We start from the raw sequence: 16,031 nt of genomic DNA, 5'->3' as shown, positions 1-16,031 counted from the left end.
GGGAAGGGGGGCCGCCCCGGCGGGGGCGGCCCTGGTGGGAGGTGAGGTCAGCTGCGGAAGGTGTCGGTCAGGACGAGCTGGCCCGAGGAGGGGACCGTCGCGACGCGGTTGGCGCCCGATTCCCAGGTGACGTTGCCGGCCGCGTCCTTGCGGAGGTACTTGTACTCGAAGGTCGTGCCCGCGGGCAGGGAGACCGTCAGCTTCCAGACCGGGTAGGCGGCCGGGTCGAGCTTCGGGGCCGCCGACGTGGACCAGTTGCCCAGTTCGGCGCGGTTGCCCGTCACGTGGATGTTCTGGCCGACGGAGGTGGTGGCGTCGACGTTGAAGGACGCGCCGCTGCTCGCGGGCGGCGGGGTGGTGCCGCTTCCGCAGTTCTTGGCGCCGACGTGCAGGGCGACGGCCGTGTGCGCGCCGAGCGTCCTCGTGAACTGGCCGGCGGAGTTCACCGTCACGGCCGTGTCGCTCTGGACGTCGCAGTACGTGCCGGCGGGCAGTCCCGTCTGGAAGGTGCGGGTCAGCGACGAGCCCTCGTGGTTGATCGCCACGTACGCCTTGTCGCCCCGGCCGAACGCGATCGCGTTGTTGCCGTTGTCCCACCAGTTGCCGACCGCCGCGCCGCGGGCGGCGTTGCGGAGGCCGACCATCGAGGCGATCTCGCGCCAGGCGTGCTGGCACTTCCAGCCGTCGCTGTAACAGGCGTTCACCTGACCGCCGTTGGGGGCGCCCGCGTCCTTGTCGGACCACTCGTAGCCGGAGTGGACGTCCGGGGAGCCGTAGGGCCAGGCCAGCATGAAGACGCCGGCCAGGGTGTAGGCGGAGCCGTTCTTGTAGTTGAGGGTGTCGCCGCCGCGCTCGGTGTCGTGGTTGTCGACGAAGACACCGGACTTGCCGGAGGACATGTACCCCCAGGACTCGCCGAAGGTGCTCAGGTAGGAGAGTTTCTCCGAGCCGAAGATCCGCTTGAGGTCCCGTGCGTAGCGGAACTCCTGGACGTCCCCGTTGCCGAGGTACTCGCTGGGCGAGACGGCCTCGCCCGCGCCGTATATCGCCTCCTGCTTCCAGTACACACCGGGGTCGCCGAGCCGGGACTTGATGTTCGCGAGGTCCGCGGCCGGCATGTGCTTGGCGGCGTCGATCCGGAAGCCGTCCACCCCGAGCGAGAGCAGGTCGTTCATGTACGCGGCGATCCGGCCGCGCACCCAGTCCTCGCCGGTGTCGAGGTCCGGCAGGCCGACGAGCTCGCAGTTCTGGACGTTGCCCCGGTCCTGGTAGTTCGAGATCGTGGCGCGGCAGTCGTCCATGTCGGCGCCCGAGTAGAGGCCCGGGTAGTCGTACTTGGAGAACGAGGTCCCGCCCGTTCCCGTGCCCGACGCGTTCGCCATGTGGTTGATGACCGTGTCGGCGACGACCTTCACGCCCGCCGCGTGACAGGTGTCGACCATGGTCTTGAAGGCGGTGCGGTCCCCGAGCGGTCCCGCGATCTTGTAGCTGACCGGCTGGTACGCGGTCCACCAGGTGGAGCCCTGGATGCGTTCCTGGGGCGGCGAGACCTGGACGTATCCGTAGCCCGCGGGACCGAGTTGCTCGGTGCAGGCCTTCGCCACGGAGGCGAACTTCCACTCGAACATCACCGCGGTGACGTCCTTCTCACCGGGCGGGGCGGCCTGCGCGGGGGCGGGTGCCGTGACGGCCACAGCGGCTCCCGCCACGAAGGCGAGTGCAGCGGCCACGGTCTTTCTGGCCATGATTCCTCCTGCTGACTTCACTGTCGCAAGATGTTGCCGAAACTAGCAGCAACTGTTTTCAGCCGTGACCGTACGAGTGCCCCGACCCCGGGTCAACCCTTCGGACCCCTCGATGCAGGGAGTTACGCAAGGAGTTGCGGCGAGGGACCGGCCGGCGGCTGCGCCGTGGATCCCCGGACCACCAGCTCCGGCTGGAAGACGAACTCCGTGCGCTGCACGGGGTTCCCCTCGATCTCCTCCAGGAGCGCCCCGACCGCCGCCGTCGCCATGGCCTGAACCGGCTGGCGCACGGTGGAGAGCGGGGGATTGGTGAAGGCGATCAGGGGCGAGTCGTCGAAGCCGACGACCGACACGTCACGGGGCACGTCGAGGCCCCGGGCGCGGACCGCGCGGATCGCGCCGAGCGCCATCAGGTCGGAGCCGCAGACGATCCCGGTGCAGCCCTGGTCGAGCAGGATGTCGGCCGCCGCGTGCCCGCCCTCGACGCCGAACAGCGTGGGGCGGACGTACCGTTCGGCCTCCGCCCGGTCGATCCCGAGCTGGTGGTGCAGCTCGGCCGCGAAGCCCTCCGCCTTGCGGCGCGAGGGTACGTAACGGGTCGGACCGATCGCCAGGCCGATCCGCTCGTGGCCCAGCTCGACCAGGTGCCGTACGGCCATCCGCGCCGCCGCCCGGTCGTCGGGCGAGACGAAGTTGGCGTCGATGCGCTCGTTGAAGCCGTTGATCAGGACGAACGGGACGCCCCGCGCGGCGAGCCGGACGTACCGTTCGGGGTCGGCGGCGGCGTCCGCGTGCAGTCCGGAGAGGAAGATGATGCCGGTGACGCCGCGCTCCTCCAGCTGCTCGACCAGCTCGTCCTCGGTGGCGCCGCCGGGCATCTGGGTGCAGAGCACCGGGGTGTAGCCGTGCCCCGCCAGGACCTGTTCGATGACCTGGGCGAAGGCCGGGAAGATCGGGTTGGTCAGCTCGGGCACGACGAGGCCGACCAGGCCCGCGCTGCGCCGTCTGAGCCGTACGGGACGCTCGTAGCCGAGCACGTCGAGCGCGGCCAGGACCCGGTGCCGGGTCGCGCCGGCCACGCCCGCCTTGCCGTTGAGGACGCGGCTGACGGTGGCCTCGCTGACGCCCGACTGGGCCGCGATGTCCGCGAGCCGCGGGGGGCCGGTGCCCGCGCCCCCCCGCCGGGGGGGGGGGCCCCCCCCCCCCCCCGGGGGGGGCGGGGGGGCCGGGGCGGGGGGGGGCGCGGGCCCCGCCCCCCCGCGGCAGGGGGATCGTCACACCGACCACCAGACGGTGGTGTCGGCGGGCAGCTCCACGATGCCTTCCCCGTGGGAGACCGGCTCGTTGGAGAGGAGGAACCGGCCGGGCAGCGGGACGGAGATGGCCCGGCCGGTGGTGTTGGCGGTGCAGACGAAGCCGTCGCGGCGGAAGGAGAGCACACCCTCGGGTGCCTCCAGCCACTGGACGTCCTCGCCCGCACCGAGTTCGGGACGCTCGCGCCGTACGGCGAGCGCGCTGCGGTACAGCTCCAGGGTGGAGCCCGGGTCTCCCGCCTGGGCCTCGACGCTGAGCGCGCCCCAGGTGGCGGGCTGCGGCAGCCAGCTGCCGCCGCTGCCGAAGCCGTACGAGCTGCCCTCGACCGTCCACGGTATGGGCACCCGGCAGCCGTCGCGGAAGCCGTCCTGGCCGGTGGCCCGGAAGAACGACGGATCCTGACGGACCTCGTCGGGCAGGTCGGTGACGTCCGGCAGGCCGAGCTCCTCGCCCTGGTAGACGTACGCGGAGCCGGGCAGCGCCAGCATCAGCAGCGTCGCGGCCCGGGCCCGGCGCAGACCCAGCTCACGGTCGCCGGGGGTGCGCAGCTGGGTGCCGAGGCCCGCCGGGTTGGCGAAGCGGGTGGCGTGCCGGGTGACGTCGTGGTTGGAGAGGACCCAGGTCGTCGGGGCGCCGACCGGGCGCATCGCGGCGAGCGAGGCGTCGATGACCCGGCGCAGCTCCGCCGCGTCCCAATGGGTGCCGAGGTACTGGAAGTTGAAGGCCTGGTGCATCTCGTCGGGGCGCACGTAGTTCGCGGTGCGCTCCACGGTCGGGGTCCACGCCTCGGCGACGAGGACGCGCTCGCCGTCGTACTCGCTCAGCACCTGGCGCCAGGACCGGTAGATCTCGTGGACGCCGTCCTGGTCGAAGAACGGCATGACGTCGTTGCCGAGCAGCTTCAGCTGGTCGTGGGCGCCGATGTCGGGCAGCCCCTCGGCCTTGACCAGACCGTGGGCGACGTCGACGCGGAAGCCGTCGACGCCCATGTCGAGCCAGAAGCGCAGGATGGAGCGGAACTCGTCGCGTACGGCCGGGTGGTCCCAGTTGAAGTCGGGCTGCTCGGGCGCGAAGAGGTGCAGGTACCAATCGCCGTCCTCGGTGCGGGTCCAGGCGGGGCCGCCGAAGATGGACTCCCAGTCATTGGGGGGCAGTTCGCCGTTCTCGCCCTTGCCCGGCCGGAAGTGGTAGCGCTCGCGCAGCGGGGAGCCGGGGCCCTCGCGCAGCGCGCGCTGGAACCACTCGTGCTGGTCGGAGGAGTGGTTGGGCACCAGGTCGACGATGATCCGCAGGCCCAGCTCGTGCGCCTCGCGGATGAGCGCGTCGGCGTCGAGGAGGTTGCCGAACATCGGGTCGATGGCCCGGTAGTCGGCGACGTCGTAGCCGGCGTCGGCCTGCGGGGAGGCGTAGAACGGGCTGAGCCAGACGGCGTCGACGCCGAGGTCCCTCAGGTACGGCAGCCGGCCGCGGACGCCCTCCAGGTCTCCCATGCCGTCGCCGTTTCCGTCGGCGAAGCTGCGCGGATAGACCTGGTAGATCACCGCGTCTCTCCACCAGCCCGTGTGCGTGCCGGTGGTCGGGGCGGCGGCGGGGGCAGCGAGGTGCTGGGTCATGTCTTCCTTGGAGGTAAGGAGGTACGTAGAAGGGGATGCGCGGGGTTCAGCCCTTGACGGCGCCGGCGGACATGCCGGTCACCAGGTGCCGCTGGGCGAAGAGGAACACCAGCGCGGCCGGGACGGCGATGAGGACGGAGGCCGCGGACATCGGGCCCCACTGGGCGCCGTACTGGTTGACGAACTTCTGCAGACCGCCGGCCAGGGTGAGGTTCTCGTCGCCGACCATGAAGGCGGAGGCGTAGGCGACCTCGCCCCAGGCGGTGATGAAGGAGTAGAACGCGGTCACCGCGAGGCCGGGCTTGGCGAGCGGCAGGATCAGCCGCCAGAAGGTGCCGAACGGGTTGAGCCCGTCGACCTGGCCCGACTCGTCGATCTCGCGCGGGATGGTGTCGAAGAAGCCCTTCATCATCCAGGCGCAGAAGGGGACGGCGATGGTGAGGTACGTGATGACCAGGCCGGCCGCCCTGTTCAGCAGTCCGAGCGTCGCCATGATGTTGTAGATCGGCACGATCAGGACGGCGACCGGGAACATCTGGGTGACCAGCAGCGTCCACATCAGCCCGCGCTTGCCGGGGAAGCGGAAGCGGCTGACGGCGTAGCCGGTGGTGGAGGCGACGAAGACGCCGAGGAGCGTGGTGAGGCCCGCGACGAGCAGCGAGTTGCCGAACCATGCGAGGAACTCGGTGTTCTCCAGCAGGTCGGTGTAGTTCGCGAGCGTCGTCTCCTTGAAGAAGTCGGTCGTGGTCGCGTACTTCGCCGGCTTCAGCGAGGTGAGCAGGACCCACAGCACCGGGAAGACGGCGATCACGGAGGCGACGATCAGGGTGGTGTGCAGCCCGATCGAGGCGAGCGGCGAGCGGCGGCCGCGCCGGGGGGCGTTGGTCGCGGTGGTCTGTGCGGTGGTCACCAGACTTCTCCCTGCTTGCGGAGCACTCGCCGGTAGACCGCGGCGAAGAGCATCAGGAGGATCAGGATGAGGACGCCCCAGGTGGACGACTGGGCGAAGTCACGGGGGCTGATCTCGAAGGAGAACTTGTACGCCTGGGTGACCAGGATCTGGGTGGCCTCGCCGGGTCCGCCCCGGGTGAGCAGGAAGATCACCGGGAACATGTTGAAGGTCCAGATGGTGCTCAGCAGGATCACGGTGGTGGACACCGAGCGGAGCCCGGGAAGCGTGATGTTGCGGAAGCGCTGCCAGGCGTTCGCGCCGTCCATCTCGGCGGCCTCGTAGAGCTCGCCGGGGATGGACTGCAGCCCGCCGAGGAGAGCGACCATCATGAACGGCACTCCGAGCCAGACGTTCACGGCGATGACCGAGAACTTGGCCCAGGTGGGGTCGTTGAGCCACGGCACGGCGTCGATGCCGCCGCCGGTGAGGATCTGGTTGAGCATGCCGCGGCGCTCGTCGTACAGGAAGCGCCAGGCGAAGACCGAGACGAAGCCGGGCACGGCCCAGGGCAGGATCAGCATCATCCGGTAGAAGGAGCGACCGGCGATCTTGCGGTTGAGGATGTTGGCGAGGCCCAGGCCGAGGCCGAAGGTGACGGAGACACAGCACACCGTCCACACCAGCGTCCAGCCGAGGGTGCCGAAGAACTGTCCCCCGGTGAGAGCCTCGACGTAGTTGTCCAGGCCGACGAACTCATAGGTCGCGGGGATCTCGTTGACACCGATGCTCCGCGCGACGTTGCGCTCGTTGGCGTCGGTGAGCGACAGGTAGATCCCGCGTCCCAGCGGGTACCCGATGATCACGCCGATCACGATCACCACCGGAGCGACCATCGCCCAGGCGTACCAGTGGGTGGAGAGGGAACGGCGCACCTTTCCCCCGGGGGTGCCAGTACCACGGTGCCGGCCGCGGGCGTCGTCGCCCGCGGCCTTCACCGCCGACTGGCTGCTGGTGTCCACAGCCATCAGCCGGCCTGCCTTCCTGGTTACTTCCAGTCCTTCAGGAGCTTGCGGTAGGCGTCACCCGTCGCCTTGGCGCCCTGCTCCGGGGTGGCCTGGTTGGTGAGGACCTTGGTGTACTCGGTCTGCAGCGGCGCGAAGAGGCTGCCGCCCTCGGGGATCCAGGGGCGCTCGACGGCCTTCTCGACGACGGGCTTGAAGAAGCTGATCATCTCGTTGCTCGCGACGTCCGGCTTGATGTAGACGGACTCGCGGGTCGGGAGCAGGCTGAGCTCCTTGGCCGCGGTGGTCTGCGCCTCGACGGAGGTCATGTACTCGACGAAGGCGTAGGAGGCGTCCAGGTTCTTGGAGCCCGCGTACACGGCGAGGTTGTGGCCGCCCTGCGGAGCGCCCTGGCCGGCGGAGCCGGCGGGGACCGGCGCGATGCCGAGGTTCGCCTTGTCTGCGAACTCCTTGCCGGCGAAGGTGTCGGCGACGGCCCACGGGCCGTTGATCATCATCGCGACCTTGCCGTCCTTGAAGGCGGCCTGCATGTTGTCCCAGCCGTTGGTCGCGTCGGTGATCGCGGCCTTCGAGTCGACCAGGTCCTTCACGGTGGAGAAGGCCTTCACGCCGGCGGCGTCGTCGACGGTGATCTTCTTCTGCTCGGCGTTGACCATGTCACCGCCCTCGCCGTACAGGAAGGAGAGGAACCAGTAGGCGTCGTCGCCGCGCAGGTAGAGACCGGTCTTGCCGGTCTTCTCCTTGATCTTGGTGGCGACGGTCTTCAGCTCGGCGACCGTCTTGGGGGCCTCGACACCGGCCTCCTTGAAGATCTTCTTGTTGTAGAAGATGCCCATGGAGTCGATGACCTGCGGCACGCCGTAGGTCTTGCCGTTGTACTTGGTGGAGGCGGCGGCCTGCTTGAGGAAGTCCTTGTCGTCCTTCAGCGCGGCGGTGCCGTCCAGCGGCGCGAGGTAGCCGAGGTTGGCGAAGTCCGGGGTCCAGGCGACCTCGGAGCGGATGACGTCCGGGGCGCCGCTGCCCGACTGGGCGGCGTTCTTGAACTTGTTCTGCGCCTCACCGAACGGCACGTTGACGTACTTGACGGTGACCTTCGGGTGCTTCTTGGTGAAGTCCTCGGCCAGCTTCTTGAAGACCTTGTCCTCGCTGCCGACGCTCGACGTGTCCCACCAGGTCACGGTGCCGGAGAGCTCGCCCGAGCTCTTCGTGCCGCCGCCGTCGGAACCGTCGCTCCCGCACGCTGCCAGGGTCACGCCCAGGGCCGCGACCAGCGCGGTGGCCGCTATGCCACGCCGCATGTGAACTCCTTCAAACGATCCCGGATGAACGAGGGGCGAAGACCTTCCTCATGCGACCGCTCCCTCGCGGCGCGCCGGGTTGCCAGGAACGTAACAGGGATGAAAACGAGCCGAAAGAGCTTGCGAGAACTTTCTGCAAGGAGCGGCGATCGTTACATCGGCGTGTCCTGAAGGTTGCCGACGAGTCGCTTGACAGCGGGCTCCGAGCCACCTCCAGGCCCTCTTGCGGCCTGGCAGTGGCCCTGCAAACCTTTGCATCATCTCTTGCAGGACCGTTTCACGGCCGCCCCGACCTCGTTGTCAGTACGACCCCCACCCCCCGGAACACGCGAGAGGGACACCGCACATGGCCCATGAGCTCACCTCACCGTCGCTGTCGGACTCCGCAAGCCCTTGCGCAAGCGATCCCCGCACCGGCTGGTGGCGGGACGCCGTGATCTACCAGGTGTACGTCCGCTCCTTCGCCGACAGCGACGGCGACGGGATCGGGGACCTACGCGGCGCACGGGAGCGTCTGCCGCACATCGCGGCCCTGGGAGCGGACGCGGTGTGGCTGACGCCGTTCTACGCCTCCCCGCAGGCGGACGGCGGCTACGACGTGGCGGACTACCGGGCCGTCGACCCCGTCTTCGGGGACCTGGCGGACGCCGACGACCTGGTGCGCGCGGCGCACGCGCTGGGCCTGAAGGTCATCGTGGACATCGTCCCCAACCACACCTCGGAACGGCACCCCTGGTTCGAGGCGGCGCTCGCCGGGGTGGGCCGGGACCGGTACGTGTTCCGCCCGGGGCGGGGCCCGGACGGCGCGCAGCCCCCCAACGACTGGGAGTCCGTCTTCGGCGGCCCGGCGTGGACGCGGGTGGCGGACGGATCCTGGTACCTGCACCTCTTCGCGCCCGAGCAGCCGGACCTGAACTGGGAGAACGCGGAGGTACGGGCCGAGTTCGACTCCGTGCTCCGGTTCTGGCTGGATCTGGGGGTGGACGGCTTCCGGATCGACGTCGCCCACGGCATGGTCAAGGCGGACGGCCTGCCGGACATCGGGCACGGGCAGCAGGCCAAGCTGATCGGCACCCAGCGGCTGCCGTTCTTCGACCAGGACGGCGTGCACGAGATCCACCGCGGCTGGCGCCGGCTCCTGGAGTCGTACGACTCCGACCGCATCGGGGTGGCGGAGGCGTGGGCACCGACGCCGGAGCGGCTCGCCCTGTACGTACGCCCCGACGAGCTGCACCAGGCGTTCAACTTCCAGTTCCTGAACTGCCCCTGGGACGCGGAGGCACTGCGGTCGGTCGTCGACGCCTCGCTGCGCGCGACGGCCTCGGTGGGGGCTCCGACGACCTGGGTGCTCTCCAACCACGACGTGGTGCGGCACACCACGCGGTACGGAAGCCTGCAACGCGCCCGGGCGGCGGCGCTGTTGATGCTGGCGCTGCCCGGCTCTGCGTACGTCTACCAGGGCGAGGAGCTGGGCCTGCCCGAGGTCACGGAGCTGCCGGACGAGTTCCGCCAGGACCCGGCGTTCTGGCGGGGCGACGGCCAGGACGGGCTGCGCGACGGCTGCCGCGTCCCGCTGCCCTGGACCGCCGACGGTCCTTCGTACGGCTTCGGCCCGGCCGGTGCCTGGCTGCCGCAGCCCCCGGAGTGGGCCGGCCTGAGCGTGGCGGCCCAGACCGGTGACCCCGCCTCCACGCTGGAGCTCTACCGCGCGGCCCTCCGTATCCGCCGCGGCCATCCGGCCCTGGGCGCGGGCGAGGCGGTCGAGTGGCTGGACGCCCCGGAGGGCGTCCTCGCCTTCCGCCGCCGCGCGGAGGCGGGCGACGTGCTGGTCGCCCTGAACACGACGGGCGCGGATGTGACTGTGGACCTGCCGGTCACGGGCGCGCCGCTCCTGAGCAGCGCGCCGGGCGCGGCGCGGCCGGCCCCGGCTTCGCCGGGCGCCGGCGACCATGGGGCCACCACGTCCCGCCTTCCCGCGGCCGGCGCGGGTTCGGCCCGCGCCGCACACTCGGCTTCGCCGGGCGGCAGTGAACGCGCGGTCTCCACGGCAGGCGAGAACCCGCCCACCGGACAGGTCGCCGTCACCGCCGGCGAAGCCGGGCGGGGCACCGGCCCTGTGGCCGAAGGCCCGCACCACCGCGTCGACGGGCGGCCGGCCGGAAGGCCGGGAGGCCGGCGGGCGTTCAGCGGCGGGGGGACCGGGGGCGACGCGGCCCTGGTGCCCTCGCCCGCCGGGGAGTTCGACCCCGATGCCCCCGGCGCCGGCGCCGGGCCGGGCGTCCTGGTTCCCGCCGACTCCTGCGTTTGGTGGGCAATCTGACGTGCGACCGGTACAGTCCAATCCCATGACCGCGCGGCTTGCCGACATCGCAGCCCAGGCGGGGGTCAGTGAAGCCACAGTCAGCCGCGTGCTCAACGGCAAGCCCGGTGTGGCCGCGGCCACCCGTGAATCCGTGCTTGCCGCACTCGACGTCCTCGGGTACGAGCGGCCCGTACGGCTGCGCCAGCGCAGCGCCGGGCTCGTCGGGCTGATAACCCCCGAACTGGACAACCCGATCTTCCCCGCGCTCGCGCAGGTCATCGGGCAGGCCCTGACACGCCAGGGCTACACCCCCGTCCTCGCCACGCAGACCCCCGGCGGGTCCACCGAGGACGAGCTGACCGACATGCTGGTCGAGCGGGGCGTTTCCGGGATCATCTTCGTCTCCGGGCTCCACGCCGACACCACCGCCGACATGACGCGCTACGACCAGCTGCGCGGCAAGGGCGTCCCGTACGTCCTCATCAACGGCTTCTCCCCCAAGGTCCAGGCCCCCTTCGTCTCGCCCGACGACCGGGCCGCGATGCAGCTGGCCGTGACGCATCTGGCCGCGCTCGGGCACACCCGGATCGGGCTCGCGGTGGGGCCGAAGCGGTTCGTGCCCGTGCTGCGCAAGATCGAGGGGTTCCGGCGCGGCATGCAGGAGCGGCTCGGGCTCTCCCCCGAGGAGTCCGAGGAGCTGATCCAGCACTCGCTGTACACCCTGGAGGGCGGTCAGGCCGCCGCCGGTGCCCTGATCTCCGCCGGCTGCACGGCCGTCGTCTGCGCGAGCGACATGATGGCACTCGGTGCCATCCGCGCGGCCCGCCAGCAGGGTCTCCAGGTGCCCCAGGACGTGTCCGTCGTCGGCTTCGACGACTCCCCTCTCATAGCCTTCACCGATCCGCCGCTCACCACCATCCGCCAGCCCGTGCAGGCGATGGGGCAGGCCGCGGTCCGGGCGCTGCTCGAGGAGGTCGGGGGCACCCCGGCCCCGCACAGCGAGTTCGTCTTCATGCCCGAGCTGGTCGTTCGCGGTTCAACCGCTTCCGCCCCGCATCAGGGAAACCACTGACGTCGGCGTCCTCCTCAGGAGGGACCGAGTGCGCCCCGTACCCGTCCGGGGGATGATCGGACGAGGGGCTTGGATCTGGCAGACTCTCCTCCTATGGGTGAAGCGACCGTGAAGAGTTTGGAAGGCCGGACGGCGGCCACCCCGTCACCCATGCTGGACGGTGGCGGAGTGCGGGCCCGCCTGCGCGCGCCGCGCCGTCCCCGGATCTGGTTCGAGATCCTCCTGATCGGCGTCAGCTACTGGACGTACTCGCTCATCCGCAACGCGGTGCCGGAGCAGAAGGCCCAGGCGCTGAAGAACGCCGACTGGATCTGGGACGCCGAGAAGAGCCTCGGGCTGGCCTTCGAGCAGACCGTCAACCATGCCGTGAACTCGGTGACATGGCTGATCGTGTCGATGAACTACTACTACGCCACCCTGCACTTCATCGTCACCATCGGTGTGCTCGTGTGGCTCTACCGGTGGCAGCCGGGCCGGTACGCCGCGGCCCGTACGGTGTTGTTCGCCACCACCGGTGTGGCGCTGGTCGGTTACTACCTGTATCCGCTCGCGCCGCCCCGGCTGATGAACGGGCAGAGCTTCGTCGACACGGTCCTGGTGCACCAGACCTGGGGCTCGATGGCCTCGGGCGACCTCAAGCACATGTCGAACCAGTACGCGGCGATGCCGTCGATGCACATCGGCTGGTCGCTCTGGTGCGGCCTGATCATCTTCGCGCTGGCCTCGGCGCCGTGGGCGCGCATCCTCGGCCTGCTCTACCCGGCCGCGACCCTGGTCGTGATCGTGGCCACCGCCAACCACTTCTGGCTGGACGCGGTGGGCGGCATGATCTGCCTGGCCTTCGGCTTCACCGTCTCCTACCTCTGGTACGGCTCGCTGCCGCAGGGCCGGCCCACGCTGGTGGAACCGGCCGTGGCGGTGGTGCGGGGCGGTCCGGAGAAGGCAGGTCCGGGGAAGGCGGGTCCGCCCCCGGAGCCGGAGGCGGACCGCGAGCACACCGGGCCCAAGGTCACGTCCGGTACGTGATCCGGCCGCCAGCCGTGGTGAGCCGGATCGGCGCCTGCTCGGTCTCGTCGGCGGGCGCCGTCACCGGGTCGACCGTGAAGGCGGTCAGATCCGCCCGGTATCCCGGGGCGATCCGTCCCGCGATCCTCTCCTCCCCCGCCGCGACCGCCGCGTGCGTCGTCAGGCCCTCCAGCGCCATGAGGCCGGTCAGACCGCGGTGCGCGGAGGCTGCGCCGCGCGGGGCCTGGGCGGTGGCCAGGACCTGACGGGCGTCGTGGTGGGCGATGGGCCAGTCCGAGCCGAGCGCGAGGTACGCGCCCGCGTCGCGCAGGTCCCGGCAGCGCCAGGCGCGGTCCGCCCGCTCGTCGCCGAGCCGCTTGGACCACTCGTCGGTGTGGTCGGCGCGGGTGTAGGCGGTGTGCGGGGGCTGCATGGAAGCCACGACGCCGAGCGCGGCGAACCGGCCGAGCTGCCCGTCCGGGACGGTCTCGATGTGCTCGATCCGGTGCCGGGGGCCGCCGGCACCCGGTGCCGCGAGGCTTTCGACGGTGTCGAGGACGTGCCGGACGGCCGCGTCGCCGATGGCGTGCGTGGCGGTGCCGACCCCGGCCTCGTGGAAGTGGCGCACGGCGGCCGCGTACGCGGCCGGGTCGGGCCAGAAGGCGTCGGTGCCCTGGCCGTGGCAGTCGGCGTGCTCCAGCCAGGCGGTGCCACCCTCGACGGTGCCGTCCATGAAGAACTTCACGCCGCCGACCCGCCACAGGCGGCCCGAGCGTTCCTGGAGCCGTACGAGCTCCGCCAGCTCCTCCCGGTCGGCACCGGGCATGCACCAGGGGGCGAGGCGCAGGCGCAGCGGCAGGTCGCCGTCGTCCTCCAGGGCGGTGAGGAGTCCGGGGACGTCGTGGCCGCCGAGGTCCATGACGTGGGCCCCGGTGAGTCCGGTGGCGGCCATGGAGCTCAGCAGTTCGACGAGCCGGTCGCGCCGCTCGGCGTAGGTCTTGCTCGGCAGGACGGGGGTCATGAGGTCCATCGCGGCGTGTTCGATCAGATGGCCGGTGGGCCGTCCTTCACCGTCGCAGACGATCTCCGAGCGCTGGGCGAAGGTGCGCGGCGCATGGATGCCCGCGGCCTTCAGGGCCGCCTCGGAGGCGAGGGCGGAGTGGCCGTCGTAGAGCCGCAGGAAGGCCGGGGCGCCGCCGAGGACGTCCTCGACGAGCTCGCGGTGGATGGGGCGGCCGCCGAAGACGTTGTGGTCGAGGGCGAAGCCGACGATCCAGCCGTCGCGGCGCTCGGCCGTGGCGAGGACCGCGCGCAGTTCGTCGAGGTCGCGCACGGACGAGAGGTCGGTGCCCGTGAACATCTCCAGGCCCCAGACGGGGTGGCTGTGGGCGTCGGTGAGGCCGGGGGTGAGCGTGGCGCCGCCGAGGTCGACCGTCTCGGTGCCGGCGCCGCGCCAGGCGCGGGCGTCGGTGTCGTCACCGAGGGCGGTGATCAGTCCGTCGCGGACGGCGACAGCGGTGTGGCCGGTGAGCTCGGGGTCGCGGACGCGGGCGTTGACGAGGACGAGGTCGGGTGCGGACACGAGGGTTCTCCTTCTTCCGGCTCTGCGGCGAAGTTCGCGTAGACCTCGGGGCGCGTGCGGCGCAGCCGGTACGCGAGGAGGAGCCCGAGGACGAAGACGGCGGGGACGAGGGCGACCAGGACCGTGTTGACCGTGGCCGAGGCCCCGGTGAACACGTCGATCTTGGAGACGACGAGACAGATCGCCGCGGCGAGCAGGACGGCCGCGACGAGCGGCGCGACGACGGTGCGCAGGACGCCTTCGCCGTGGTTCCTGTGGCGGATGCGGCGGAAGTAGAACGGGACGGCGAGCGCGGCGAGGAGCTGGAGGGCCATGAGCCCGATGCCGCCGGGGGTGTTCACCCAGAGGAGCAGCTGGGTGTACGGGTCGGCCTCCGCCGCCGCGAAGCCGAGGACGACGGCGGCGCCGAGGACGGTCTGGGCGATGCCGGCGACGTACGGGGAGCGGTGGCGGGGGTGGATCCGGGCGAAGGCGGCGGGCAGGACGCCTTCCTCGGCGAGCGCGAGTCCGTAGCGGTTGATCGCGTTGTGGAAGGCGAGGAGGGAGGCCAGGACGCTGGTGACGATGAAGATGTGCATCAGGTCCGAGGCCCAGCCGCCGACGTAGGTGGTGATGGCGGCGAAGAACAGGCCGCCGGTGTCTCCGGCGGCGGCCTCGACGACCTTGTCGTCGCCGAACGCCTGGATCACGGTCCAGACGATGAAGGCGTAGAAGAGGCCGAGGAAGCAGACGGCGATGTAGGTGGCGCGGGGGATGGTCCGGGTGGGGTTGCGGGCCTCGCGGCGGTAGATCACGGTCGACTCGAAGCCGGTGAAGGCCGTGAACGCGAAGGCGAGGACGGCCGCGCTGCCGGGGACGAGGACGTTGCCGGGCGTGAACGAGGCGAGGGAGAGCCCGTCCGCGCCCCCGTCGAGGAGCACGCCGCCGGCGAGCAGGACGAGGATGCCGGTCTCGGCGACGAGCAGGACGCCGAGGAGCTTGGCGCCGAAGTCGATGGAGCGGAAGCCGCCGTACCAGATGAGCAGCAGCCCGGCGAGCGAGACGGGCAGCCAGGGGATGTCGATGCCCCACAGGGCGCCGGTGGTGTCGGCGGTGGCGGTGCCGAGGAGTCCGTAGACGCCGATCTCCATGCCGTTGTAGCCCAGCATGGCGAGCAGGGCGGCGGCGATGCCGACGGGCTTGCCGAGGCCCTGGGTGATGTACGCGTAGAAGGCGCCGCCGTTCCGGACGTGGCGGGTCATCGTGGTGAAGCCGACGGCGAAGATCGCGAGGGTGATACCTGCCAGGAGATAGCCGGCGGGGGCGCCGATGCCGCCGAGGACGATGGCGATGGGGGCGACGCCCGCCATGACGGTGAGCGGGGCGGCGGCGGAGACGACGAAGAAGGAGATGTCGGCGGTGGAGAGCGTGCCGGTTCTCAGCCCCTTGGGAGCGGGGGTGGGTGAGGACATGGGTGGGGAAGCCCTTTCGCGGCAGGAAACCTAAAGGCTTTCGGTTGCGGCAATGTAGCCTCGCGCTCAACGATTCGGGAAGACCTGACCAGGGGGAAACCATTCATGGGCCGGCCGCGCAAGCCCCTCCTCGACCGGGAGCGCATCACCACGGTGGCGCTCGAACTCGTCGATGAGCGGGGCGAGTTCAGCGTTCCGCAGATCGCGAAACGGCTCGGGGCGCAGACCGCGTCGGTGTATCACCATGTGGACGGCCGCGACGGGATCGTGGAACTGCTGCGCGAGCGGGTCTGCGACGCGATCGACGGCGACACGCTGGACCTGGAGCCCTGGGACGTGGCGATGGAGGCCTGGGCGCGCTCCTACCGCTCGGCCTTCGCCGGCCACCCCCGGGCCATCCCCATGCTGATGACGTCACCGGTGCGGGCGCCGAAGGTGCTCGCCCAGTACGAGCGGGCGGTGGCCCGCCTGCTCGCCGTCGGCTTCGACAACGCCGACGTCATGACGGTGATCATCGCCCTGGAGAACCTGGTCCTGGGCTCGGCGCTCGACCTCGCCGCCCCGGACACGATGTGGGAGCTTCCGGACGAGACCACGACCCCGCGGCTGGCCGAGGCGCTGGTGGCGGTCGGCCCCGCGCGGGCGGACGCCGCGTTCGACCTGGCGCTCGTGGCGTTCCTCGCGCACTGCCGGGGGATGCTGGAGGGTCCGGCGTCGGCCTCGTAGGGGGTCCCG

At 71.1% G+C, this 16,031-nt stretch carries 11 protein-coding genes and 1 pseudogene; 4 read left to right on the top strand and 8 right to left on the bottom strand.

Annotated features, from left to right (window positions below):
- Positions 1-47: 47 nt before the first annotated feature.
- The 6 genes from ACFYV5_RS33070 to ACFYV5_RS33045 form a co-directional block, all read right to left on the bottom strand.
- Complete coding sequence (locus ACFYV5_RS33070; RefSeq protein ID WP_389174784.1) at positions 48-1,745, bottom strand: carbohydrate-binding module family 20 domain-containing protein; 1,698 nt, start codon at positions 1,743-1,745, stop codon at positions 48-50.
- Between the two features lie 122 nt (positions 1,746-1,867).
- Complete coding sequence (locus ACFYV5_RS33065; RefSeq protein ID WP_389174886.1) at positions 1,868-2,887, bottom strand: LacI family DNA-binding transcriptional regulator; 1,020 nt, start codon at positions 2,885-2,887, stop codon at positions 1,868-1,870.
- Positions 2,888-3,019: 132 nt separating this feature from the next.
- Complete coding sequence (locus tag ACFYV5_RS33060) at positions 3,020-4,672, bottom strand: glycoside hydrolase family 13 protein (RefSeq protein ID WP_389174781.1); 1,653 nt, start codon at positions 4,670-4,672, stop codon at positions 3,020-3,022.
- Positions 4,673-4,718: 46 nt separating this feature from the next.
- On the bottom strand, positions 4,719-5,585 hold the full coding sequence (locus ACFYV5_RS33055; protein WP_355109268.1) for a carbohydrate ABC transporter permease: 867 nt from the start codon (positions 5,583-5,585) through the stop codon (positions 4,719-4,721).
- On the bottom strand, positions 5,579-6,589 hold the full coding sequence (locus ACFYV5_RS33050) for a sugar ABC transporter permease (RefSeq protein WP_355108990.1): 1,011 nt from the start codon (positions 6,587-6,589) through the stop codon (positions 5,579-5,581). The genes ACFYV5_RS33055 and ACFYV5_RS33050 overlap by 7 nt, the downstream gene beginning before the upstream one ends.
- A 20-nt stretch (positions 6,590-6,609) precedes the next feature.
- Complete coding sequence (locus ACFYV5_RS33045; RefSeq protein WP_389174778.1) at positions 6,610-7,884, bottom strand: extracellular solute-binding protein; 1,275 nt, start codon at positions 7,882-7,884, stop codon at positions 6,610-6,612.
- 346 nt (positions 7,885-8,230) lie between these two features.
- Here ACFYV5_RS33045 and ACFYV5_RS33040 point away from each other — a divergent pair.
- The 3 genes and pseudogenes from ACFYV5_RS33040 to ACFYV5_RS33030 form a co-directional block, all read left to right on the top strand.
- Positions 8,231-9,796 (top strand): annotated as a pseudogene (locus ACFYV5_RS33040) (glycoside hydrolase family 13 protein); the annotation flags it as partial.
- Positions 9,797-10,229: 433 nt separating this feature from the next.
- A complete protein-coding gene (locus ACFYV5_RS33035; RefSeq protein ID WP_355108986.1) occupies positions 10,230-11,258 on the top strand; it encodes a LacI family DNA-binding transcriptional regulator in 1,029 nt (342 codons plus the stop codon).
- Positions 11,259-11,351: 93 nt separating this feature from the next.
- A complete protein-coding gene (locus ACFYV5_RS33030; RefSeq protein WP_389174774.1) occupies positions 11,352-12,284 on the top strand; it encodes a phosphatase PAP2 family protein in 933 nt (310 codons plus the stop codon).
- Here ACFYV5_RS33030 and ACFYV5_RS33025 read toward each other — a convergent pair.
- Together ACFYV5_RS33025 and ACFYV5_RS33020 are read right to left on the bottom strand one after the other, a co-directional pair.
- On the bottom strand, positions 12,268-13,845 hold the full coding sequence (locus tag ACFYV5_RS33025) for an amidohydrolase (RefSeq protein WP_389174771.1): 1,578 nt from the start codon (positions 13,843-13,845) through the stop codon (positions 12,268-12,270). The two genes, ACFYV5_RS33030 and ACFYV5_RS33025, sit on opposite strands and share 17 nt — an antisense overlap.
- Entirely contained in the window at positions 13,755-15,296 is a 1,542-nt protein-coding gene (locus ACFYV5_RS33020) for an APC family permease (protein WP_389174767.1), read from the bottom strand. Before ACFYV5_RS33020 ends, ACFYV5_RS33025 begins: the two co-directional genes overlap by 91 nt.
- A gap of 105 nt (positions 15,297-15,401) precedes the next feature.
- Between ACFYV5_RS33020 and ACFYV5_RS33015 the strand changes: the two genes are divergently transcribed.
- Positions 15,402-16,022 (top strand): TetR/AcrR family transcriptional regulator, encoded by a 621-nt coding sequence (locus tag ACFYV5_RS33015; protein ID WP_389174764.1) that lies wholly within the window; start codon positions 15,402-15,404, stop codon positions 16,020-16,022.
- The last annotated feature ends 9 nt before the right edge of the window (positions 16,023-16,031 follow it).

This window comes from Streptomyces sp. NPDC003035 (assembly GCF_042888285.1).
In the GTDB taxonomy this organism is placed as follows: domain Bacteria; phylum Actinomycetota; class Actinomycetes; order Streptomycetales; family Streptomycetaceae; genus Streptomyces.
Note: the sequence above shows the minus strand (reverse complement) of the source record. Positions and strands in the feature narration are given on the sequence as shown.

What these genes read in the sequence shown, in the direction of transcription:
- ACFYV5_RS33070 (WP_389174784.1), bottom strand. Translation starts at nt 1,745, where the DNA reads ATGGCCAGAAAGACCGTGGCCGCTGCACTCGCCTTCGTGGCGGGAGCC.
- ACFYV5_RS33060 (WP_389174781.1), bottom strand. Translation starts at nt 4,672, where the DNA reads ATGACCCAGCACCTCGCTGCCCCCGCCGCCGCCCCGACCACCGGCACG.
- ACFYV5_RS33050 (WP_355108990.1), bottom strand. Translation starts at nt 6,589, where the DNA reads ATGGCTGTGGACACCAGCAGCCAGTCGGCGGTGAAGGCCGCGGGCGAC.
- ACFYV5_RS33045 (WP_389174778.1), bottom strand. Translation starts at nt 7,884, where the DNA reads ATGCGGCGTGGCATAGCGGCCACCGCGCTGGTCGCGGCCCTGGGCGTG.
- ACFYV5_RS33035 (WP_355108986.1), top strand. Translation starts at nt 10,230, where the DNA reads ATGACCGCGCGGCTTGCCGACATCGCAGCCCAGGCGGGGGTCAGTGAA.
- ACFYV5_RS33030 (WP_389174774.1), top strand. Translation starts at nt 11,352, where the DNA reads ATGGGTGAAGCGACCGTGAAGAGTTTGGAAGGCCGGACGGCGGCCACC.
- ACFYV5_RS33020 (WP_389174767.1), bottom strand. Translation starts at nt 15,296, where the DNA reads ATGTCCTCACCCACCCCCGCTCCCAAGGGGCTGAGAACCGGCACGCTC.
- ACFYV5_RS33015 (WP_389174764.1), top strand. Translation starts at nt 15,402, where the DNA reads ATGGGCCGGCCGCGCAAGCCCCTCCTCGACCGGGAGCGCATCACCACG.